This is a genomic window from Chryseobacterium arachidis (genome assembly GCF_900129245.1).
GTDB classification, from domain to species: domain Bacteria; phylum Bacteroidota; class Bacteroidia; order Flavobacteriales; family Weeksellaceae; genus Chryseobacterium; species Chryseobacterium arachidis.
In genome coordinates, this window is record NZ_FQUT01000006.1 from 43,860 (window position 1) to 67,203 (window position 23,344).

23 protein-coding genes are annotated in these 23,344 nt (G+C 35.1%); 13 read left to right on the top strand and 10 right to left on the bottom strand.

What is annotated here, in order from left to right; translation table 11 throughout:
* Nucleotides 1–136 precede the first annotated feature (136 nt).
* The 12 genes from BUA89_RS12365 (at nt 137) to BUA89_RS12420 (ending at nt 9,493) form a co-directional block, all read left to right on the top strand.
* On the top strand, nt 137–562 hold the full coding sequence (locus BUA89_RS12365) for an acyl-CoA thioesterase (protein WP_072958136.1): 426 nt from the start codon (nt 137–139) through the stop codon (nt 560–562).
* The gene (locus BUA89_RS12370) at nt 559–1,728 is read left to right on the top strand and encodes a beta-ketoacyl synthase N-terminal-like domain-containing protein (protein ID WP_072958139.1); all 1,170 of its coding nucleotides are present in this window, start codon (nt 559–561) and stop codon (nt 1,726–1,728) included. The genes BUA89_RS12365 and BUA89_RS12370 overlap by 4 nt, the downstream gene beginning before the upstream one ends.
* 10 nt (nt 1,729–1,738) lie before the next feature.
* Nucleotides 1,739–2,278 carry a 3-oxoacyl-ACP synthase gene (locus BUA89_RS12375; protein WP_083531677.1) on the top strand — a complete coding sequence of 180 codons (540 nt, stop codon included), beginning with the start codon at nt 1,739–1,741 and terminating at the stop codon, nt 2,276–2,278.
* Nucleotides 2,279–2,427: 149 nt separating this feature from the next.
* Nucleotides 2,428–2,685 carry a phosphopantetheine-binding protein gene (locus BUA89_RS12380; RefSeq protein WP_034672593.1) on the top strand — a complete coding sequence of 86 codons (258 nt, stop codon included), beginning with the start codon at nt 2,428–2,430 and terminating at the stop codon, nt 2,683–2,685.
* A gap of 79 nt (nt 2,686–2,764) precedes the next feature.
* Nucleotides 2,765–3,964 carry a beta-ketoacyl-[acyl-carrier-protein] synthase family protein gene (locus BUA89_RS12385; RefSeq protein ID WP_072958145.1) on the top strand — a complete coding sequence of 400 codons (1,200 nt, stop codon included), beginning with the start codon at nt 2,765–2,767 and terminating at the stop codon, nt 3,962–3,964.
* Entirely contained in the window at nt 3,961–5,022 is a 1,062-nt protein-coding gene (locus tag BUA89_RS12390; protein ID WP_072958151.1) for a beta-ketoacyl synthase N-terminal-like domain-containing protein, read from the top strand. The genes BUA89_RS12385 and BUA89_RS12390 overlap by 4 nt, the downstream gene beginning before the upstream one ends.
* A gap of 357 nt (nt 5,023–5,379) precedes the next feature.
* Nucleotides 5,380–6,123, top strand: a complete 744-nt coding sequence (locus BUA89_RS12395) for a polysaccharide deacetylase family protein (RefSeq protein ID WP_072958154.1) — start codon at nt 5,380–5,382, stop codon at nt 6,121–6,123.
* 110 nt (nt 6,124–6,233) lie between these two features.
* Nucleotides 6,234–6,860 (top strand): flexirubin biosynthesis/transport protein LolA2, encoded by a 627-nt coding sequence (locus BUA89_RS12400; protein WP_072958157.1) that lies wholly within the window; start codon nt 6,234–6,236, stop codon nt 6,858–6,860.
* Nucleotides 6,826–7,461 (top strand): flexirubin biosynthesis protein LolB2, encoded by a 636-nt coding sequence (locus tag BUA89_RS12405; RefSeq protein ID WP_072958159.1) that lies wholly within the window; start codon nt 6,826–6,828, stop codon nt 7,459–7,461. The genes BUA89_RS12400 and BUA89_RS12405 overlap by 35 nt, the downstream gene beginning before the upstream one ends.
* A gap of 1 nt (nt 7,462) precedes the next feature.
* Nucleotides 7,463–7,843 (top strand): ApeI family dehydratase, encoded by a 381-nt coding sequence (locus tag BUA89_RS12410; protein WP_072958162.1) that lies wholly within the window; start codon nt 7,463–7,465, stop codon nt 7,841–7,843.
* Nucleotides 7,840–8,316 carry a hypothetical protein gene (locus BUA89_RS12415; RefSeq protein ID WP_072958165.1) on the top strand — a complete coding sequence of 159 codons (477 nt, stop codon included), beginning with the start codon at nt 7,840–7,842 and terminating at the stop codon, nt 8,314–8,316. Before BUA89_RS12410 ends, BUA89_RS12415 begins: the two co-directional genes overlap by 4 nt.
* Before the next feature lie 4 nt (nt 8,317–8,320).
* Nucleotides 8,321–9,493, top strand: coding sequence for a DUF2062 domain-containing protein (locus BUA89_RS12420; RefSeq protein ID WP_072958168.1), 1,173 nt, complete (start codon nt 8,321–8,323; stop codon nt 9,491–9,493).
* 66 nt (nt 9,494–9,559) lie between these two features.
* Here the strand turns inward: BUA89_RS12420 and BUA89_RS12425 are convergent, their stop codons facing one another.
* From BUA89_RS12425 to BUA89_RS12455, 7 genes are all read right to left on the bottom strand, one after another.
* On the bottom strand, nt 9,560–11,284 hold the full coding sequence (locus tag BUA89_RS12425; RefSeq protein WP_083531678.1) for a C45 family autoproteolytic acyltransferase/hydolase: 1,725 nt from the start codon (nt 11,282–11,284) through the stop codon (nt 9,560–9,562).
* 37 nt (nt 11,285–11,321) lie between these two features.
* Nucleotides 11,322–12,860 (bottom strand): phytoene desaturase family protein, encoded by a 1,539-nt coding sequence (locus tag BUA89_RS12430; RefSeq protein WP_072958599.1) that lies wholly within the window; start codon nt 12,858–12,860, stop codon nt 11,322–11,324.
* Nucleotides 12,861–13,067: 207 nt separating this feature from the next.
* Entirely contained in the window at nt 13,068–13,952 is an 885-nt protein-coding gene (locus BUA89_RS12435) for an LpxL/LpxP family acyltransferase (protein ID WP_072958170.1), read from the bottom strand.
* A gap of 118 nt (nt 13,953–14,070) precedes the next feature.
* A complete protein-coding gene (locus BUA89_RS12440) occupies nt 14,071–14,325 on the bottom strand; it encodes an acyl carrier protein (RefSeq protein ID WP_072958602.1) in 255 nt (84 codons plus the stop codon).
* A 4-nt stretch (nt 14,326–14,329) separates the two neighbouring features.
* Nucleotides 14,330–15,550, bottom strand: a complete 1,221-nt coding sequence (locus BUA89_RS12445) for a beta-ketoacyl-[acyl-carrier-protein] synthase family protein (RefSeq protein WP_072958173.1) — start codon at nt 15,548–15,550, stop codon at nt 14,330–14,332.
* Nucleotides 15,551–15,624: 74 nt separating this feature from the next.
* Nucleotides 15,625–16,356: a flexirubin biosynthesis SDR family reductase FlxB gene (gene fabG, locus BUA89_RS12450; protein WP_072958176.1), complete on the bottom strand. Its 732-nt coding sequence runs from the start codon at nt 16,354–16,356 to the stop codon at nt 15,625–15,627.
* A 79-nt stretch (nt 16,357–16,435) separates the two neighbouring features.
* The gene (locus BUA89_RS12455; protein ID WP_072958179.1) at nt 16,436–17,956 is read right to left on the bottom strand and encodes a flexirubin biosynthesis tyrosine ammonia-lyase FlxA; all 1,521 of its coding nucleotides are present in this window, start codon (nt 17,954–17,956) and stop codon (nt 16,436–16,438) included.
* A 98-nt stretch (nt 17,957–18,054) separates the two neighbouring features.
* Here BUA89_RS12455 and BUA89_RS12460 point away from each other — a divergent pair, with 98 nt between their 5' ends.
* Nucleotides 18,055–19,302 carry an NAD(P)/FAD-dependent oxidoreductase gene (locus BUA89_RS12460; RefSeq protein WP_072958182.1) on the top strand — a complete coding sequence of 416 codons (1,248 nt, stop codon included), beginning with the start codon at nt 18,055–18,057 and terminating at the stop codon, nt 19,300–19,302.
* A gap of 32 nt (nt 19,303–19,334) precedes the next feature.
* Here the strand turns inward: BUA89_RS12460 and BUA89_RS12465 are convergent, their stop codons facing one another.
* The 3 genes from BUA89_RS12465 to BUA89_RS12475 all read right to left on the bottom strand — a co-directional run bounded on the left by BUA89_RS12465 (nt 19,335) and on the right by BUA89_RS12475 (nt 23,145).
* Complete coding sequence (locus BUA89_RS12465) at nt 19,335–19,940, bottom strand: hypothetical protein (RefSeq protein WP_072958185.1); 606 nt, start codon at nt 19,938–19,940, stop codon at nt 19,335–19,337.
* Nucleotides 19,941–20,036: 96 nt separating this feature from the next.
* Nucleotides 20,037–21,329 carry a flexirubin biosynthesis putative acyl-CoA ligase FlxY gene (locus tag BUA89_RS12470; protein WP_072958188.1) on the bottom strand — a complete coding sequence of 431 codons (1,293 nt, stop codon included), beginning with the start codon at nt 21,327–21,329 and terminating at the stop codon, nt 20,037–20,039.
* 139 nt (nt 21,330–21,468) lie between these two features.
* Nucleotides 21,469–23,145, bottom strand: coding sequence for a M23 family metallopeptidase (locus BUA89_RS12475; RefSeq protein ID WP_072958192.1), 1,677 nt, complete (start codon nt 23,143–23,145; stop codon nt 21,469–21,471).
* Between the last annotated feature and the right edge of the window lie 199 nt (nt 23,146–23,344).

Genomic DNA, 23,344 nt, shown 5'->3' on the forward strand with positions numbered 1-23,344 from the left:
ATATAACTTTGTGAACTTAAGGGTTTATTAACCGAGAAGAACATAAGTATTTTAACGCAAATAGAAAATGTGGAAATTTATTTTGTGAACCTTGTGAAAACCTTTGTACCCTTTGTGTTAAAAAAAAGAAAACAAAATGCAGTCTAAAGAAAATTTAACTTGTACAGAAGAAGTCCGCGTAAGGTTCAACGAAACAGATCCATTGGGGATTGTATGGCATGGACATTATATTGTGTATTTTGAAGACGGCAGAGAGGCTTTCGGCAGACAGCATGGTTTGACCTATCTTGATATTCAGAAAGCAGGATTTGTAACACCGATTGTAAAAAGCACATGCGAGCATTTTCTGCCATTAAAATATGGTGAAACTTTCAAAATTGTGACAACTTTCGTGAATTCAACTTCAGCGAAATTGATTTACAGATACGAGCTTTTTAACGAAGACAATAAATTAGTCTGTTCTGGAGAAACGATTCAGGTTTTTCTGGATTCTGACAATAATTTATGTTTGTATAATCCTGAGTTTTTTCAGGCCTGGAAAGATAAAATGGGATTATCATGAGGAAAGAAATTTACATTACAGATTACAACTGCATTACGCCTTTAGGTTTTGATGTTTCTTCGAACTGGAATGCTCTTTTGGAAGGAAAATCCGGCGTAGCTTTACATAAAATCATAGAAAATCAGGAGCCTTTTTATGCTTCTATGATTGATTCCGAAAAGCTGAACGAAGAATTTAATAGATTCTTCGACTCCGCTCAGAATGACAGTACGGAATTCACAAGGCTTGAAAAAATGTTTTTGTTGAGTTTAAAACCTTTGGTTGAAAAACATCAGATTTCAGAAGAAACGGCTTTTATTTTATCAACTACAAAAGGAAATATCAGCTTATTAAAAAATCAGGAAACTTTACCGGAAGGCGTTTTCCTTTCAAACTTGGCTCAAAAAATTGCTGACTTTTTCGGATTTAAAACAAAACCGATTGTGGTTTCTAATGCCTGTGTTTCAGGAGTTATGGCGATTGCTGTTGCGAAAAATATGATCCAGGCAGGAAAATATAAAGATGCTTTTGTCATTGCCGGAGACGAAATTTCTGAGTTTGTAATTTCGGGATTCAACTCTTTTCAGGCAATTGGAACAGAAATTTGTAAACCATACGATAAAAACCGTGACGGAATCAATATTGGTGAAGCAACGGCGGCGGTTTATATTACTAGTCATTGCGAGGAACGAAGTGACGAAGCAATCTCAAACGAAAAATTTAGTTTTAAAGTTTTAGGAGATTCAGCAATTAATGATGCGAACCATATTTCGGGACCATCAAGGACTGGTGACGGATTATTTGCCAGTATCAAAAATGCTATGACAGAAGCCAATATTCCAGCAGAAAAAATCGATTTTATTTCTGCCCATGGAACGGCAACCATATACAACGACGAAATGGAAGCCATCGCTTTCAACAGAATGGAATTGCGAAATGTTCCTCTGAACAGTATGAAAGGCTATTACGGACATTGTTTAGGAGCTTCAGGATTGTTAGAAAGTATTATTTCAATGGAAAGCGCGTTGAAAAGCACGTTAATTTCATCTAAAAACTTTGAAGAAACGGGAACTTCCCAAACTTTGAATATTATTAAAGAAAGTCAACCCGCAGAAATCAAATATATTTTGAAAACGGCTTCAGGTTTTGGTGGGTGTAATGCAGCAATTATTTTAGAAAAATGCTAAAATGAAAACGATGAAGAAAACAGACATTTGCACCATAGAAAAATCAAAAATCATTCTTAACAACGGCATTATTTTTGAAACCCCAACTGAAAATTTTTCAGATTTTGCGAAAGAAGCTTATAAAAGTTTAGAATTAAACTATCCTAAATTTCATAAAATGGATAACTTAAGTAAACTCGCTTTTCTTGCTTCCGAAATGATTTTAAAAGACGAAAACCACAGCAGGACAGCATTGGTTTTTGCTAATAAATCATCAAGTTTAGATACGGATTTCAAATATCAGGAAAGCATCAATTCTCAGGAAAATTATTTTCCAAGTCCTGCCGTTTTTGTGTATACTTTGCCTAATATTTGTGTGGGTGAAATCAGCATCAAACATAAAATGCAGACAGAGAATGCTTTTTTCGTTTTGGACGAATTTGATGAACAATTTTTAAACGATTACGCAGCACAGATTTTACAGTCGGGTAAGGCTGATAAAGTATTGTGTGGCTGGGTAGAACTCTATCAGGAAAGTTATAAAGCTTTTGTATATTTGCTGACATTATAAATTTGAGAATTTGAAAATGTGCTGATTTGAGAATGTAAAAACATGTCAATAAAATACAGCAACTATTTAGCAGAAATTTTTAATTTAAATTAAATATCTGATGAATATATTTTCAAATTGTCTCATTAACATATTTTCAAATTAATTTTATGGAAAACTTAAGAGAAGAATTAAAGCACAAAATCATCGAAGTTCTTAATTTAGAAGACGTTGCAGTAGAAGAAATCAAAGATACAGATCCGTTATTCGGCGGAGGTCTTGGGTTGGATTCTATCGACGCTCTGGAATTGATCGTGCTTTTGGATAAAGAATACGGAATCAAATTAGCCGATCCGAAAAAAGGGAAAGAAATTTTCTCTTCGATCGATACAATGGCGAAATTCATTGAAGAAAACAGAACAAAATAAATTAATATACCAATGTATCAATGTAGCAGTCTAGTAATTGATAAACTGTTACATGGATATCTTGTTACATTTTGTAAAAATGGGTCAAAAAATTGCCATAACAGGAATGGGCATTATTTCCGCCATTGGAAACAATGTGGAGGAAAATTTGAGTTCGCTAAAATCCGGAAAACATGGAATTTCAGATATTAGTTTATTTGAAACCCGTCATGCCGGAAATATCAAAACAGGCGAGATAAAATTGTCTAATCAGGAACTTGTGCAAAAACTTCAGTTAAGTGAAGACAACAATGCAACAAGAACCTCTTTGTTAGGCATGATGGCTGCAAAAGAAGCTGTAGAAAGTGCCGGAATTTCCGACATTAATGAATATAAAACCGGGCTGATTTCTTCAACCAGCGTTGGCGGAATGGACGTTACCGAAAAATATTTCTACACTTACGAAGACTTCCCTGAAAAGCAAAAATATATTGACGCTCACGATGCGGGAAATTCATCGTTATTGATTGCAGATTATCTTGGGCTAAAAGGCATGGTTTCAACCATCAGTACAGCTTGTTCGTCTGCAGCCAATGCGATCATGATGGGGGCAAAACTGATAAAAAACGGCGTTTTGGATCGTGTGATTGTCGGCGGAACAGATTCTCTTTCAAAATTTACTTTGAATGGGTTCAATACGCTGATGATTCTTACAGATTCTTACAATACCCCTTTTGACAATGACAGAAAAGGTCTGAATCTTGGTGAAGCTGCCGCTTTCATCGTTTTGGAATCTGATGAAGTTGTGAAAAAAGAAAACAAAAAAGTTCTCGGTTATCTTTCAGGATACGGAAATGCGAACGATGCACATCACCAAACCGCTTCTTCGGAAAATGGACAAGGTGCTTATTTAGCCATGGAAAAAGCATTGAAAGTCTCAGGTTTAGATAAAGAAAGCATCGATTATATCAACGTTCACGGAACGGCAACGCCGAATAATGATTTATCGGAAGGCATTGCAATGATCCGAATTTTTGGAGAAAATAAAGTTCCTGAATTCAGTTCTACGAAAGCTTTTACGGGTCATACTTTGGCAGCAGCAGCAGGAATTGAAGCGGTATATTCATTATTGGCCATTCAAAACAATCTTATTTTCCCGAATCTTAATTTTAAAACCAAAATGGAAGAATTTGATTTAACGCCTGTAACTGAACTCAAAGAGAAAAATATTAACCACGTTCTTTCCAATTCGTTTGGCTTTGGAGGAAATTGTTCAACTTTAATTTTTTCAAAATCATGAGTGCAGTTTACATCAACAGTGCAGCCTGCATCTCGGTTCAGGACACTTTAAATGAAAATTTTTTCCAAAATCTTAAGCCCGAAAATTCATCTCAGGTTTTAAAAGCGATCGAACCCAATTACAAGGAATTCATTCCGCCTGCAGCCAGCAGAAGAATGTCTAAAACGGTAAAAATGAGTTCCGTCGCTTCTCAATATGCTTTAAAAGAAGCCGGAATCGAAAATCCCGACGCAATTATCGTCGGAACAGGAATGGGCTGTTCCCAGGATTCTGAAAAATTTCTGAAAAATGTATTGGATAATAACGAAGAATTTCTGACTCCTACGTTTTTTATTCAGTCCACACACAATACGGTTGCCGGACAAATTGCGTTAGGTCTGCAATGTCACGCGTACAATTTCACGTATGTCAACACATCTTCGTCACTGGAATTTTCGTTTTTGGATGCAAAATTACAGATCAATGATGGCGAGGCGGAAAACGTTTTGGTAGGTTCAACAGACGAACAAACCGATCGGACAATGGAATTGTATACATTAAACAAGACCATTAAAAAAGAAGAAAATCTTCCCGTTGATTATCTGAACTCAACAACAGATGGTGTCATTTGGGGAGAAGGTGCCAATTTTTTTGTTTTAGGAAAAGATAAAACAGAAAATTCCTATGCTCAATTACAAGACATTCAGATCAATAGTCAATTAGATTTGGAAGAAACGGCACAGTTTATTGAAGATTTTTTAGCTAAAAATCATTTGTCTAAAAATGATATTGATGCTGTGATTTTAGGTTTTAGCGGAGACTCGAAATCGGATGTTTATTACACGAAAGCAATGAATTTGTTTGAAAATTCGGCTTTGTTGTATTATAAACATTTGAGCGGAGAATTCAATACAGCAAGTGGTTTTTCAACGTTTATGGCTTGTCATATTCTTAAAAATCAGGAAATTCCGGAAGTGATGATGATTAATTCTGTGAAGAAAGATAAGGTGAAAAATATTTTACTTTATAATCATCTTGGTGGAAGTGATCATAGCTTAGTTTTGTTGAGGAAAGCTTAATTTGTTGGATTATTTTTAACGCAAAGAGCGCAAGGATTTTATTTAAAAGTTTGAAAATATTTTCCGTTCGCAAAACGAAGTTTCGCCGACTCCAATGAATCAATCATAAAATTGAGGTAAAGGCGTTTCACTCAGCAAAAGAAACAGCGAATTTGTCATTTCGACGAAGGAGAAATCTCTTAATAATCTTAACATCTAAACTAAAACTTAATGGTTAGCTTAATTTAAAACATTAAGAATTTATTTAAGGATTAAGAATATTAAGTTGAGATTCTTCATTTCGCTTCGCTCCATTCAGAATGACATTGCGCATATAAAATTGCGGATATTTTAAACCAAAATTCAAAAACAATAAAGATGAAACATTATCCATTTATCCTATTTTATCTTTTCTGTAACGTTTTTATTTATGCGTTTCACGGAACTTTTTGGGTGTATTTGTTTTGTTTTTTATTGTTTTCTGCGGTTGTCGTTTGGGGTTCTTTCGATATTGAATTGGGATATTTCGTTAACAACATTACTCATAAAAGAACGAAAATAAAGGAAGTAGCTTTGACTTTTGATGATGGACCAACCGAATTCACTCCGAAATTTTTAGATATATTAAAAGAAAATAACGTAAAAGCGACTTTCTTTTGTATCGGAAAGCAGATTGAAAAATATCCTGAAACTTTTCAAAGGATTATTGCAGAAGGTCATACTATTGGAAATCATACTCTTTCACATTCCAACAATACCGGATTTTTATCGACTTCAAAAATGGTTGAGGAGATTGAAAAATGTGATGAAGTGATGCTAAAAATCGGGAATTTAAAAACTCATTTATATCGTCCTCCTTTTGGTGTTACTAATCCAAATATTGCAAAAGCAATTAAAAGAACCCACAAAAAAAGCATCGGCTGGAATGTCCGTTCTCTCGATACAATTACAGAAGATGAGAAAAAAATTTACCGTAAAGTCACCAAAGGATTAAAAAAAGGAAGTATCATTCTTCTTCATGATACTTCGGAAAAAACGTACAATGTTTTGGTGGATTTATTAGTATTTTTGAAGGATAAAAATTATTCAACTTTTACAATTGATAAATTTGAAAACCACTAAGAACACAAAGATTTCGCCAGGAACACAAGAATTATTAATAAATATTCTTTAATAGTATCCTTTGTGAAACCCTTGTCATCCTTGTGGTTAAATTTAAAAGACGTTAAACAATGATTAAAAATATAGCTTTAAGCACTCTTTTATTAATTTCGACTTTTGTCTTTGCTCAAAACACAGCAATGTCGGGAGCGGAAGCAAAAGCATTTGTAACTAAAATTTCTTCGGAAACCAAAGAAATAAAAACCTTACAGGCAGATTTTACCCAAACCAAGAAGATGGATTTTTTGGATAAAAGCATTGTAACATACGGGAAAATGTCTTTAAAAACTCCGAATATACTGAGCTGGAAGTACACAAAGCCTTATCAGTACAGCATTGTTTTTAAGGATAATAAAATTTTCATCAATGACCAAGGGAAAAAATCTTCTGTTGATGCGAAAAGTAAAACTTTTGAAAAAATCAATAAGCTGATTGTCGGAAGTTCAAACGGACAAATGTTCAACGATCCTGAATTTTCTGTGACTTACTTAAAAAATGCGAATTTCAACATTGCAAAATTTACCCCGAAATCAGCTCAATTGTTGAAATATATTAAGCAGATCGAATTGAGTTTTCCGAAAGGACAATCAACCGTTTCGCAGGTTAACATGACGGAAAATTCGGGAGATACAACGAATATTGTTTTCAAAAACACCAAAATCAATGCGCCGATTGCTGCTTCAGAATTCAGTTTATAGCCTGGTTTTCTTACTGTTCGTTTCGTGTAAAACCTACAAATTGGCGGATGCAAAATCTGTTTCCAATTCTGAAAAAACAGTTGAGAATTTATATTTTTCTTCCAACGAAGATTATGTTTATAAATGTCAGATGGATATTTATAAAAATCATGTCAGCGGAATTTTGATATTAAAAAAAATTAACGAAACGACACACCGTGTTGTCCTCACTTCAGATTTCGGAAATAAATTAATCGATTTTGAAATTTCAGATGATGATTTTAAGCTGAATTATGTTCTTCCTGATTTAGACAAAAAAATCGTCATTAACTTTTTAAAGAACGACTTCCAACAGCTTTTAAAAAGACAATATCCTGTCAGTGAAAGCTTTGAAAATGACAATTCGAAAATTTATCTTTCTAAAGTTGACAAAAAAATCTATTATTTATTCTTTAACAAAGAAAATGGTTTATTGAAACGAATCATTTACACGAAAAATAATAAGGAAAAAATCGATTTTACTTTTGATGCAAAAAAACATATCTTCGCGGATAGCTTGAACCTTCAACACAAAGATTTCAAGATCAATATAAAACTATTTCAAATAACTGAAACAGAATAACATGCAGACCATTCTTACAGATTTTTATACTTTACAATCATATGAACAGGCAGAAAACGGAAGTTATATTGCCAACATTTCTTTGAATAAAGATCATGATATTTTCAAGGGACATTTTCCCGGAAATCCTGTGACACCGGGAGTTTGCATGATGCAGATCGTAAAAGAACTTTCTGAAGAATTCACAGGGTCACCTCTATTTCTAAAAACGGCATCCAACGTGAAATTTATGGCGATCATTAACCCGTTTGAAACACCGGACCTGAAACTCCAACTCGATATCACTCAGACCGAAGAAGAAGTGAAAGTAAAAAATACGACATCTTTTGGCGAGACTATTGCATTAAAAATGTCAGTAAACTACCAAAAAACAGCAAAATGAAGCTAATTTTTTCATTCTTAACGGCTTTTATTCTTTTTTTCCAATCGGGTCTTGAATCTTTGAGAGAAAGCTATGCAAAGGCAAATTCGTCCAATGCAAATACGGAGGCATTTATCAATACTGCGGAAAAAGCATCCGGATCAGACGCTATAGTTCAGGGCTATAAAGCTGCAGCCCAGATTATGGAAGCCAAAATTACCAAGAACAACAGAAAAGCTTTGGTAAAATCCGGAGCAACAAGTCTTGAAGCCATTATTAAAAGTAATCCGAACAACGCTGAACTGAGAGTGATCCGAATGAGTGTCCAGGAAAATATTCCTAAAATCGTAGGATACAGAGGAAGCCTTAAAGATGATAAAGCTTTTCTTTTAAATAATTACAGCAAACAAAACACTGCGCTGAAAAGTTATATCAAAAGATTCGCTACACAATCCAAAACGATGACCGAAGCCGAAAAAGCAACCTTTAAATAAAACAATGACCCTGCCTGAAGTACAAAATGCAATCGCTGAAAAAAAGATCTGCGTTTTAATTCCTACTTACAATAATGAAAAAACTCTGAAAAGAGTGATCGACGGTGTTTTAGACTACACGGAAAACATTATTGTTGTCAACGACGGCTCTACCGATTCCACAAAGGAGATTTTAAGCCAATATCCTCAAATTAACATCATCAGTTTACCTGAGAACAGAGGAAAAGGCAACGGATTGAAAATCGGCTTCAGAAAGGCAAAAGAATCAGGTTACAACTATACAATAACCATCGATTCGGACGGACAGCATTATCCCGATGATATTCCTGTTTTTGTAGAAGCTTTGCTTAATGAAAAGGAAGATGTTTTATTAATTGGAAACCGAAACATGTCTCAGGACGGAATTCCAAAGAAAAGCAGCTTTGGAAACCGTTTTTCTAACTTTTGGTTTTGGTTTGAGACAGGAATTAAGCTTGAAGATACGCAATCCGGTTATCGATTATACCCTTTACACAGAATTCCTAAAAAATATTTTACCCCGAAATTCGAATTCGAGATTGAAATTATTGTACGAACAGCGTGGCGACATGTTCATGTAAAGAATGTTCCCATAAAAGTTCTGTACGATCCTGCGGAAAGGGTTTCCCATTTCAGGCCTTTTAAAGATTTTACGAGGATCAGCATTCTTAATACCATCTTGGTAACGATCACTTTGCTTTACATTATTCCGCGAAATTTTGTGAATAATTTCAAAAAAAAAAGCTTTAAAAGATTCATCAAAGAAGATGTTTTAGAAAGCGACGGAACCAACCGTACAAAGGCTTTTTCAATTGCTCTGGGTGTTTTTATAGGACTATCTCCTTTCTGGGGATTTCAGACCTTACTGGTAATTTCTTTAGCCGTTCTTTTTAAACTGAATAAAGTGTTGGCTTTTGTGGCTTCCAATGTGAGCTTGCCTCCGTTTATTCCTTTTATTATTGCGGCTTCATTGTTTTTAGGAGCTCCCTTTGTGAGTGGAAACAGTGATATTTTTAGTCAGGAACTGAATTTCGATCTGGTGAAAAATAATCTTCTTCAATACGTGATCGGAAGTATGATCTTAGCAAGTACAGCTTCGGTTATTTCTGGTATTGCAACGTTTTTGTTTTTGAACCGGGTAAGTCCGGAGATTAGCTGATTTTTCTGAATTCGTTACTTGTTTGTTTGTTTCGGCGGCGGCTTTGCCGCCGCCGAAACCTTGAAACTACCTCAATTTCCTTAACGTTTTCTTCAAATATCTTTCAACATTTTCTTTATCTGGAATGGTTGTAATCTCTTTAGTCAAAGCTTTTTCAAATTCTGTTTTTGCTTTGGAATATTCTTTTTTATTAAAATAATATTTCCCGGATTGATAATACACCCCCCAAAAATCAGGGTTTAAAGACTGATAATGAGGCAGAAAATCATCCGCAAGCATTACATCTTTATCATCAGTTGCATTATTCACCTCAGAGCTGGCAAATTTATATTCTTCGTAATTCCTAAATTCCTTAGAATCTACAAAAGGATCTTTAGCAATATTCAATTCAGATTTTGCAAACTCACCGCTTTTCAATCTTTTATCCGAAAAAATCTCATTTAAATCATAGCAAACAAATTCTCCCAACTGATACGGATTCGAAGAAACCCAAACCAGTTTTTTCTGAGGCGAAAAAATCACCGCGTGATGCGCTAACAACTGATTGATTGCCTTTTCATTTCCATAGCCGATTTTTTCTCCTTTCAAACCCGATTTATCCTGTAAAATTACAGCCATTTTCTCTGGATTCAGTTTTCTATTTTCTTGTAAAAGTTCCTGCAATTTTTCGTAACGGTACTCAGAATGGCTTTCTATAATGTGTTTCTGATTCCTCTTGTCATTTTTGTAAGCATCCGACTGGAAATGGTTTGTACAAAAAACACGGCTTGTATTTTCCACTTTGTACACACCAAAATTATCCGGAGAAACTTCAATAATCACCGCATTCTTATCATTCGCACTTCCCACCAAAATCGATTCTGAAACGAAAACTTTCCGCTTTTTGGCAATAGCAATCGCTTCATCAATATTTTTTGCATATTGTAAAATTTCTCTTGTTACCAGAGAAATCGGCGTTTTTGCCGTCAGCGGAATTTTAGATTTTCCGGCATTGATCGTCACCGTAATTCCTTCCTTATTCATTCCCGAAACAACACCGATCATTCCCGGCCAGCTAACGGACAGATAAGGAATTCCTTCTTCCGGCTCTACAAATTCAATCAATTTATTTTTAGCAAAATCCTCACCCACATAAAAGTCAAAGTTCCTTCCGATCAGCAGATCTCCATCCTCCGTATTTTCATTCCAGACCGCGAGAGAAGTACAGCCAACCACCATTAAATCCTGCATGGCATGACCAATATCATGAGCCCCATGCAAATACATGCTTCTCAAAAATTTCGGAGCAATAAAATCATATTTATCCGACGAATACTGAGATAGACCGTACAATTCCGCCTGATAATCTTCACGGACGTTCAAATACATTTTCCGGTTGTACCATTTTAGAAAACCGCGCAATAAATTTTGCTTAAACTTCGATGGTACAAAACCTTCCACTTTTGAAAAGAAAATTTCTTCCTGCTTCTGCATCAGACTCTGTGTCAAAGCTCCATTATTATAACCCAGTTGTAACGGATTTCCTTTAATATACAATTCCCAAAGCTGCTGTTTATTTTTAGTTAAATAATTCTGATTAAAACTAAAAGTAGAATCATTGATTCTGTTGACTTTCGGAATTTCAATCGAATATTGTTTTACATCGGGAACATGTTTGATGGATTTTCTTATTCCACAAGATGTGAGGATAAAGCTAAGGTTTAGGCTGAGAAAAATTAAGCTTAGCAATCTGTCATTGCGACGAAAGGAGAAATCTATTTTTTGGCATTTAGATTCTTCACTACATTTCATTTCGTTCTGAATGACAACTAACTGTATATCACGTCCGCTATTTTTCACCTTTATTTTTATTAATCAATTGTGTTAATCTTTCGTTGATAACTTCTTTTCCCAAGATTTCAGAACAGGTATTAAATGCTCCGATGGTACAACCTAAAATTCCATGCATATTTACAGATTGTCCGGTAAGAAAAAGATTATCGATCTTTGTTCTAGGTGAAACCATTGTTTTCAGAGGGTTTTCCGAACTTTTGATATAGCCGTACATGTTTCCGTCGAAACTTCCGATATAATCACGGTAAGACAATGGAGAAGAAGTATATATTCTTTTAATAGATCCCCTTAAATCCGGCATTTTCTGTTCCAGAGCATCAATCATTTTTTCGGCTTTTTCAAGCTTAAAATTTTCGTACAATTCTCCTCTTTCATGTTCGTCCGCAACCGTATTAAAAGTATTTTCCCATTCTTTCACTTCATTAAAATCCATGTAGGAAATGGCGGTGAGACTTTCTGCAAATTCAGGATAATGTTTTGATTGTGTTGAAGATAACATATAGGTTTCCGGCCACGAATCTTTCTCGTAACGATACGCATTCCAAACCAAGTCTTCGTTGGAATAATGGTAAATATTATAATTAAAATTCGGAACCGTCTGAGGTTTTAAGACCAGATAAACACTGAAACACGAAGGAACAGGTTCCCAACTCATTACTCTGTTTAAAAAGGATCTTTTCAACCGTTCTTCCCCGATCAGTTTAATGGTTGAACGAATTTCTATATTGGAAATAAACTGTTTCGCCGAATATTCTTTTCCGGTTTTGGTTTTTACGCCTGCTAAAGAATTTGTATCATTAAAAATAAATTCGGAAGCTTCGGAATGCTTATGAACTTCAGCACCGTACTGACGCAATTTCCGGATCAGTAATTTTGAAATCTGGCTTCCGCCTTTTACACATTTATAAGCACTTTGAATGTAAGAATTCACCGTCAAAGCATGCACGTAAAACGGAACATTTTCAGAATCTCCGGCATATAAAAAATTAGACCCCAATAAAACAGATTGAAGTTTTTTATCTGAAGTTAAAGACTCAATAAATCTTTTCGTATTTAAATGAAGGATTTCTTCGTTATAATTGTCTTTCCCCACCAGATTATATCTCGGAAACTGACTGCAAACCCTCTGAATTTCCTCACAGTAATCTTCTAAATTTTCCCTTTCTTCAGGAAAATATTTGGCTAACTGTTCCACAAAATTTTCATAACCCTGCGCATGAGGATATTCAGTTTCTTCTTCTCCGAAAGTAATTTTATCATAACCGTCTTCATCCATTTTCTGAATTTCAAGATCTTCCATGATTTCCAGATAAGAAAAGTACTGATGAAGATTCTGCCCTTCCGAAAGCCCGCCTAAATAGTGAACTCCGGTATCGAAAATCAGCTTATCGCGGGAAAATGTCTGTAAATTTCCGCCATATTGGTTATTTTTCTCCAAAACACAGACTTTCAGACCTTCTTTCGCCAGAACAAGTGCCGAAACAAGACCTCCCAATCCGCTGCCGATTACAAGTATGTCAAATTCTTTTTTCAAAGGAGAAAATGCGTTTTCTTTAAAGGTAAGAAATTTAGAAATCAAAAGTCACTTTGTCATGCTGAAAGCATCTCAACATGGCTTAAATTCCTACGGAATGGACAAACAATGTGGATAGAATCAGGAACAAATTAAACTTAACAATAAATTCTGAACCTTAGTGTTTGAGTTTAAATATTAGTTTTTTCCGGAGTAAAAGTAGGGAATTTAATCAATATCGTCCCAAAAATCGAAATAATTGAACCATTGAAGAGGATATTTTTTAATCATTGATTCCAAATTTTGAGTATAAGAATTCAAAAGCCCCTGTGCATCGCGCTTTTTAACGTTCTGAGCTACTCTCGCGTATAAATGATAATGAAGATTTTTTTCTTTCATCACATATACATACACAACCGGGACTCCCAATCGCGAAGCAATGAGAAAAGGTCCAGCCGGAAATTTCGCTGATTTTCCGAGTAAATCGCCTTCCAAGAATTTGGAACCTTCAAAATAACGGTCGCCTGTAAAACAAATCAATTCATTCTTTGATAAGGCTTCATTAATCTCAAAAATGTGCGACATATCTTCTTTTACGTAAATGAATTTGATGCTGCTTGCTTTGACGGAAACACTCTCAAGATATTCTTTAATCACTGTAACTTCCTGATCCGTTGTTACTAAATTAATCTGACAGTCAAAATCAATATCGGCAAAGAAATGTTCGGCAATTTCGAAATTTCCTATGTGAGCGCTAATTAAAACGCCTCCTTTTTTTTCGGCTAAAAGGTTTCTGAGATTTTCAATACCGTCGAATTCGTAAGTATATTTTTTTCGTAATCCAGCGGAAATCGCCGTTTTATCAATCAAAACCGTTCCGAAGGTGAAGTAACTTTTGAATAAAGAGATTTTTGTTTTCCAATAACTGTAATTCAGTCTTTTCCGGAAATAATAGGTATAATATCTATTGCTCTTTTTCTCGAATAGAAAATAATAAAAAGCAACAAAATAAAGCACAAAATATGAACTTCGGATCCCGATATTTCTAATGCACCAAACGAAAATCCTGTAGCCCAGTATCGTCCCTTTAGATTTACCTTTCCACTTGTTCATAGTATTAATTTAGCAATGTATCAATTTAACAGTATAACAATTATTAGACTTAAAACATTGGTAAACTGTTAAATTGGTATATTGTTATATTTAATTTAGAGTAAATTTAAGTCGATAGTTATGCATTTTTTTCAGCGATTTTGTTTTCGATAGTCGAATAGAAGTCATCAAACGTGACCATCTTTTTGAAGTCTGCTTCCCCTAATTTCACACCAAAATTAGATTCGATCACCACAACCATATCAATATAATCTAAGCTGTCTAAGCCCAGTGTCGTTTTTAAGTTGGCTTCATTGCTGATCTCATCGCCGTCTACTTCGAATTCATTTATTAAAAAGTCGTTGACGATCGCAACAATTTTTTCCCTTTCCATGTTTTTAATTAAATTTTTTAACAATTAATGCCGAATTTGTTCCTCCAAATCCAAAAGAATTCGACAAAAATACGTCAATTTTTTGACTTTTTGTTTCCGCTACCACATTTATCCTTTTCGCCTCATCGTCAGGGTTTTCCAGATTGATATTCGGTGCAACGAAATCGTTTTGCATCATCAAAATAGAGTAAATAACTTCACTTGCGCCCGCCATCCAACATTCGTGGCCTGTCATGGATTTTGTGGAGCTTACCGGAACTTCACCTCCGAAAATTTCGTAGATTGCTTTAGCTTCATTCGCATCACCAAGCGGTGTAGATGTCGCATGAGCATTAATATAATCGATATCTTTCGCCGTTAAACCAGATTGTTTCAAAGCTCGGTCCATTGCCAAAGCTGGCCCGTCGACATTTGGTGTAGAAATATGCCCTCCGTTTGAAGAAAAACCGTATCCAACGATTTCAGCGATGATACTAGCACCTCTTTTCTGTGCCGATTCTAAACTTTCAACAATTAAAGAAGCCGCTCCACCGCTGGGAATTAAGCCGTCTCTGTCTTTATCAAAAGGCCTTGATGCTTTTGCAGGTTCATTTTCTCTTACAGAAAAAACACCCAATCCGTCAAAGCTCGCCATGGAATATTTGTTGGTTTCCTGCGCTCCACCACAAACAATCATGTCCTGGAAACCGTTTTTAATCATCATATAAGCCAGTCCCAAAGAATGGGAACCACTTGCACAGGCTGCACTGATAGTTAAATTAATTCCTCTTAGTTTAAAAATCGTAGAAAGATTCATCGTCACCGTAGAGTTCATCGACTTAAAGATTGCTCCCGAACCCATTAAAGTAGTATCTTTTTTTTCTCTTGCAATGTCGATAGATTCCACAACTGCCTGAGAAACACTGTCGTTTCCGTATAAAATTCCGACTTCGTTATTGTCTAAGAAGTCTTGGTCGATATTGGCCTGTTTTAAAGCGTCTAAAGTTGCGATGTAAGCGTATTCGCTTTCTTCGCCCATACTTACGCGCTGTCTGCGGTTCAAAAGATTTTTTAAATCAGGTTTCGGAACAACGCCCGTTAATCCCGATCTGAAACCAAATTCTTTTCTTTCATCCACTAAAACAATTCCGGATTTTCCCTGAAATAAAGATTCTTTCACTTCCTCCAAAGAAGTTCCGATGCAGGAATAAATTCCCATTCCGGTAATGACAACCCTATTTTCCATGTAGTGTTTGAGGTTTTAGGTCGCAGATTTTAGGTTGCAGCTAATACCTGCTATCTTATATCTGCTACCTGATTTTATGAATAGATTCCTCCGTTAATATTAATCACTTCACCTGTAATGTACGATGATTTTTTAGACGCTAAAAACGCAACTAAATCTGCCACTTCTTCCGCCTCACCGAATCGGTTTGCAGGAATCATTGCTTTTAGTTCATCTTCATTGAACTCTTGCGTCATGTCTGTTTTAATGAATCCCGGTGCGACTGCATTTACAGTAATATTTCTTTTTGCAACTTCCTGAGCCAAGGCTTTTGTAGCTCCAACAACAGCGCCTTTTGCTGCAGAATAATTGGTTTGTCCAGCCGTTCCTTTTACTCCTGAAACCGAAACCATGTTGATAACTCTGCCGTATTTGTTACGCAACAATTTTTGAATAAAGAAATTCGTCACGTTAAAAAAACCATTTAAACTGGTATTAATCACAGCGTTCCAGTCTTCACTTGGCATCCACATAAATAATCCGTCTCTTGTGATTCCGGCATTGTTGACGATCACCTCAACGATAGATTTTGGGTTGTTTTCCTGCCATTCTGTTAAAACTTTTTGGGTTTCTTCTGCATTTCCGACATCAAATTTCAGGATTTCTCCGGTAGCACCCAATTCTTCCACTTTAGCTAAAGTTTCTTTTGCTGCAGCTTCGTTTGAAGTATAGTTGATTAAAATATGATAATTTTTCTCTTCAGCCAGTTTTATACAGATTGCTCTTCCAATTCCCCTTGAGCCGCCTGTGACGATTGCACATTTCATGTGTTGCTTATGTTAGTTTTAGTTTTCAAGTATAATTCTTTCTATCCCTTTTATTATGACAATTAATTTTAATAAAAAATTACATTGCCTTTAAATATTTTTTTACTTCCTCCAGATATGGATACATTACCATATCATTGGAGAACGCAGGAATGATCTTTCTTATTTCATTGTACAATTCTTTTGTTGACGTTGAAACTTTATCTTTAAATTCAAGATATTCAATTGCCTGAACGATGGTGATCGCTTCAATTGCCAGTACCTCGAAAGCATTTTCGATTACTTTTCTGCAAATTACGGCAGCATTGGTACCCATGCTCACAATATCCTGATTGTCATTATTATTCGGAATACTGTGTACATACATCGGATTCGATAGCATCTGGCTTTCCGCCGTTGTAGAAGTCGCTGTAAACTGAACGCCCTGCATCCCGAAATTGAAACCTAATTTACCTAAATTCACAAAAGGAGGCAAGATTTCGTTGATCTTAGCATTCAAAAGATAATTTAATTGTCTTTCAGCTAACATCGTCAGTTTTGTGACAACAATTTTCAGTTTGTCCATTTCCAGAGAAATATAATCTCCATGGAAATTTCCGCCATGGTAAACGTGCTGATCCTCAACGTTAATGATCGGATTGTCATTTGCTGAATTGATCTCGTTTTCCAACACTTTTTCAGTGTATTCCAAAGTATCTAAAACAGGTCCCAAAATCTGAGGAACACATCTTAAAGAATAATATTCCTGAACTTTTTCTTTGAAAACCTTCTCCTGCTCTTCAAAGTGAGTATATAAATGGTCGGCTCTTTTTCTGATCAATTTGCTGTCAGATAAATGAGCACGCATCTTTGCTGCAATTTTCTGCTGTCCAGCGTGAAGTTTTGTTCCGTTCAAAACTTCTGACAAATGGTCATCGTAAGCCTGAACAATTTCGTTGATAGCACAAGATAATTTAATGGAAATATCTGTCAATTGATTCGCTTTATGAGCATTGACAACACCAATTCCCGACATGACAGAAGTTCCGTTCATTAAGGCAAGGCCTTCACGGATTTCAACCTGAATAGGTTCTAAACCTTCAATTTCGAAAACTTCTTTCGTTGATTTTCTTTCACCTTTATAGAAAACCTCACCTTCACCTATTAAAACCAAAGCCAAGTGCGCCAATTGTACCAAATCTCCACTCGCTCCAACTCCACCGTGTTCAAAAATCAACGGTGTAATATCTCTGTTTATTAACTCTTTAAGTAAATTAACAACTGACTGGTGAACTCCTGATTTCCCTAATGACAATGTATTCATTCTTGCTAACATGCAAGCTTTTACCTCATCGGCAGGAAGCGGATTTCCAATACCAGAAGAGTGACTTCTGATTAAGTTATATTGTAATTGATGGGTATCTTCATCGCTGATCTTGAACTGTGCCATGGGTCCAAAACCTGTATTCACACCATATATTACTTTATTTTTGGAAAAATCTTTCAAAAACTTAAAACTTTCATCCACTCTGGCAAGAAGTGATTCATCCAGTTCTATTTTTTCATTATTAATGATGATTTTTTTAAAGTCGTTCAGTTCTAAAAAGTTATTTATTTTCATTAATTAAAAGTAATAAATAGATAATATTGTAATTATTAATTAATTGTCATTAATTTTGCGGCAAAGATAGAAGTTATTATTAAAATAAAAAATCAAAGATGAGTAAAGAATTTGTTGACGTTCTTGTAATCGGTGCCGGACCGTCCGGTTGCGTATCTTCTTCATACTTAAAGAAGAACAACGTCAACGTAAAAGTTGTTGAAAAAACAAAATTTCCAAGATTGGTTGTAGGCGAAAGTCTTATTCCGCGTGTAATGGATCATTTTGATGAAGCCGGACTCTTTCCCGCGCTTGATAAAATGGGCTTTGAAAAGAAATTGGGAGCACGTTTTTTAAGAGGCAACGAAGTCTGTATTTTTGATTTCAGCAATAAATTCGGTGATGGATGGGATTGGACTTGGCAGGTTCCAAGAGCTGATTTTGATAATGTTTTAGCCCAAGAAGTCATTAATAAAGGTATTGATCTTGAATTTGAAACCGAAGTAATCGGCATTGAATTTAATGGAACAGATTCTGTTACGACGGTAAAAAATAAAGACGGCGAAACGAAAGAAATTCATGCCAAATTCGTCATTGATTCCAGTGGTTACGGAAGAGTTTTACCAAGACTTTTAGATTTGGAAAAACCTTCAAAATTATCGCCTCATTCTGCGATTTTCTCTCATGTAGAAGATATCAACAGAGAAGAAGGAACGGAAGGAACTTTGATTTCTTTTGATATTATTGAAACTGAAGTCTGGCTTTGGGTTATTCCTTTTTCAAACGGAAATACGAGTGTAGGAATTGTCGGCCCGACCGAATATATTGATAAGCTTTCTGAAAACGGAGATACTGCTGAAGCTTTGAGAAAAGCTATTTCTCTCTCTGATTATTATGTTAAGCGTTTTGGAAACGTGGACTTCCTTTTTGAACCGAGACATTTGAAAGATTATTCTTGCTCTGTAAAAAAATTATACGGAGACGGATTTGCGTTGACAGGAAATGCCTCTGAATTCTTAGATCCGGTTTTCTCTTCAGGAATGGCATTTGCAACCGAGGGCGGAATGACCGCAGCAAAATTGGCTTTAAGACAGCTTAATGGCGAAAAAGTAGACTGGCAGACCGAATTTGCAGATTATATTTTATATGGTGTTGATGTTTTCACCACTTACGTAAAAGAATGGTATACCGGAAATCTTCAGGAATTATTTTTCCACCAACCGGAAAATCCTGATGTGAAAAGAAAAATCTGTGCAGTTTTGGCAGGCTATGTATGGAACAAGAAAAATACTTTTGTGAGAATACACGATACTGCGATAAAAAATCTTGCAGAGTTTATTAAAACAGAAAAACAACAACAAGCATAAAAAACGGTCTGAATTGTCAGACCGTTTTTGTTTTATTTTAAAGCATTTTTAATTTCTTTTCCTAATTTTTTCCCTGTCACTTCATACGCAGCAGCGATTCTTCCGTACTCCCAATTAAAATCTCTGTTCATCTGCTTTCCCTGAATTTTATCAACCTGCAATCTCATGACAACATTCGATGGATTATCTGTTTCTACAAAAGTTAAGTTTGCTGTTAATTTTGCTTCCTGCGAACCAATCATTCCACCGTACCAGCCTGCGTAAATCCATTTTGCATCAATAATTAACGTATACTTCGCTTTCACATCGTTCCTAAAAGTTACTTTCTTCGATTTCGCATTTATTCCTTTAAAAAAATACTCCAAATATTCTGTCGATTTGAATCTGTCCCACTGATAAATCCAATTTTCCCAAACTTTTTCACTTTTCTTAGCCGTGATATCTGCTTTTCTGTTTTCGATATACTGAACTTCTGTGAGGTTCTTTTCCTGATAAGTAGCATTATCAAACTTCAACTGAACATTTACTTCCGTTTGATCTTTAAGAAAATCAAAGTTTCCTGATTGAAAATTAATTTGGTTTTGAGCAATCGCCGTCGTCGCAATTACCATAAAAAGCATTAGAAATAATTTTTTCATAGTTTATTAATTAAAATAAGTTCGCAAATATATTGTAAAAAAGCAGCTCAAATGAACTGCTGTATTTTTATTTTCTGTTAAATTTTAAAAATCAATTTATCTTAAATCCGTAAACGTAATCGGCTTTCTGCTATTTGGATTAAATACGATTTTAGACAAAACATCAAAATCAATTAATTCAATTTTCGGACTTACCCTCAATTTTGCACGAAAATGATCTCTCACTTCATTCACAAAATTTTCGGAATCACTGTCTGTGCTGAGTTTAATGATAATTTCATCCAACCCAATTTCATTCGACTGAATAACGATCTGATAACACAAAATATTGTTGAAATCATTTAAAATATCGTTCATTGCAGGTGGATACAAAGTTGTTCCTTTGTATTTTATCATCTGCTGTTTTCGCCCGATCACAGGACCCAACCTCATCGTATTTCTTCCACACTGGCAAGGTTCGTAATGTGCTTTTACAATATCTCCTGTTTTGAATCTTAATAAAGGAATTGCTTCAACGCCTAAAGTTGTAATGGTTAACTCACCACTTTCTCCTTCTTTTACCAGATTTCCTTCGTCGTCCAGAATTTCCGTGATAATTAATTCAGGATGATGATGTCCTCCGATTTGCTGTTCGCATTCTGTGAAAGCTGTGCTCATTTCTGTGGAAGCATAGGTGGAAAATAATTTAATATCCCACTTTTCTTTAATCTTTTGAGATAAAATATTGTCTGTAAAATCCTGATTTTTGATACTTTCCCCAATGCAAACCGCTCCATAAACACTGGAATTTTTATAATCAATCCCATGTTTCTCAGCGTAATCGATCATTTTTAACAAAAACGACGGAACGGTAATCAAATATTTAGGTTTATATCTAAAAATTGAATCCCATTGCAGCTCCGGAATTCCGGGTCCCATCCTCACAACGCTTGCTCCCATTTTTCTTAATCCTAGAAAATAAGCAAGTCCGGCCATGAATCTTTTGTCAATCGTTGTAATCATCTGTACAACATCGCCCTTCTGTATTCCTGCACAGGCGAAAGAAATTGCTTCGTTGTAAGCCAATCTTTCCAGATCATTGTCTGATAATCCAAAAGTTACAGGATCCCCTAAAGTTCCTGAAGTGGTGCTGTAATCCACAATTTTATCGGGCGTGATACAGAAGAAATCATCGTTATTTTGCTGAATATCGTTCTTCGTTGTTGTCGGGATTTTCTTTAAATCTTCCAACATCTGAATATCCGAAATATTGATATTATTTTCTTTGAATAATCTTTGATAAAAAGGTGAATGATTTTCAAGATAAGCCAAAAGCTCCTGAAGTTTTTGCTCCTGAAACTTTTTTATTTCCTGACTTTCTGATTTTTCGATTGATGTATAGAATTCCAATGTTTTTTTTATTTTAAAGGACAAATTTATTGGTTTATTTTTTATTCTTGCTGATTTTACAGATTATGCTGATTTATTTTGCCACGAATTTTTATAAATGAATACATTTTACTTATTCGTGAATTCGTGGCAAAACAGTTTATCTTTGAAAAGTAAAAGTCTGTGTATTTGCATTTCCAGCTGTATTGGTGGTTATCACTTTCAACGTATGAGAACCCGAGCCTTTCGGGCATTTTTCATCAAAAACATACACAAAATCATCTTTTACTCTTGCAAAACGAAGCCATTTTCCATCCAATTCTGCTCTAAAAGATTCTATATCGCCTATTTTTGCAGCTCCTTTTAATCGTAATGGGCCTGAGGTTATCAATGTTCCCTCTTTCCAGCTTGGAGAAACAGATGGCAAACCATTATCCAATAATAATCTTGCTGTTCCAAGTCTGTTGAATTGTCCTTCTGCCCAATCGCCATTCCATTTTGCCTTGATGGTATTCTTATCGCTTCCGTAATTGAGTTCGATAACCGTTTTATCTTTTTCTTCGCTGGTTAATTTTCTGTTAGTTTTAATTTTTAAACTAAAAAAATCATGAATCGGAATGTAAGGGTTATTTAAAACAATCGAATTTGAAACCGCTTCTGCATCTGGCTTTTCATACATATTAAAGTTAACAACATCGTAAACCGCGTTTTTACTTAAACTGATTTCTGCATTTTCTGATTTCATTGTTTTTGATTCGTTTGGAGAAACGGTTCTATTGTTTGATGAAACTTTTTCTGATGAATTACTCAACTGAACTTTTGTTGTCAATCGACTTGTATTTCCATTGACATCTTTTAAAATAATTTCAATATTGTGAACTTCATTATCCGAAAGATTGATAATTCCGTCCGAACCGGAACTATAATTCGGCAATTTCATTCCCGGCAAATTCGATAAATGTTGAATGCTTATTTTATCGCGGACAAATTTTGTATAATCTACGCAGCCATTGATATATCGTGTATCATTATAATGAATTCTGTCAATTTTAAAACTATAAACGAGTTTTCCATCCATCAATAATTCTACGTCGTAAATTCCTAGATTAAAACCCTGATTGGCTTTATCCACCGCTTTTATCGCAAAACTTATCTGAGGAGAATTCACTTGAATTACATTTGAAGTATAAACACTTCCTGTTTTTTTAACAACAATTCCATTGGCTCCGGGTTCATAGGTGCTGAAACGACGGTCATACCAATACAATCCACTTATAATCGGAGCAATTCCGTCGAGAATATTAAATCCGAAAAGCAAAGGATTGATACATTCTTCTGTTTTTGTATCTCTTATTTCAAAATGCAAATGTGGTCCCGCCGAACCGCCTGTATTTCCGCTTAAAGCAATGAGCTGTCCTTTCGTCACAGGAAATTGGTTAGGCGAAAAACTAATATTCTGTTCCCATTTTTCGTCTTTATACTGTTGGTCTTTTACGTATTCATCGAGTTTATCGAAATATTTGTTTAAATGAGCGTAAACTGTTGTATAACCATTCGGATGAGTAACATAAACTGCATTTCCAAAACCGTATCGTTCGACCTTTATACGGCTTACATAACCATCTGCTGCGGCAACGACAGGCAAATTTTCCTGACTGTTAGTTCGGATATCTAATCCCATGTGAAAATGATTGGAGCGGACGGCTCCGAAATTGGCTGCGAGGTTGATGGGAATATTTAAAGGATTTCTGAAATAACCTTGTGGATAGTTTTGGGCAAATATTATAATGCTATTGATTAGGCAAATAAAAATAATCAGTCGGGAAAAGATTTTCATACAAATTGTTTTGCGTTTTATTTAAAATTACGAAATTTTTGTTTTATTTCCCACAGATTCTCAGATGAAATTGTTGATCTTTATTTACAAACTTTGAGAATTTATATAAGTAGAACGGCTTTGTGAAGCTTAAAAAGGTTTATTGTAAAAAATTTAGTGGACTTTGTGTTCAAAATTACAGGAAAACACAGCTTCATCA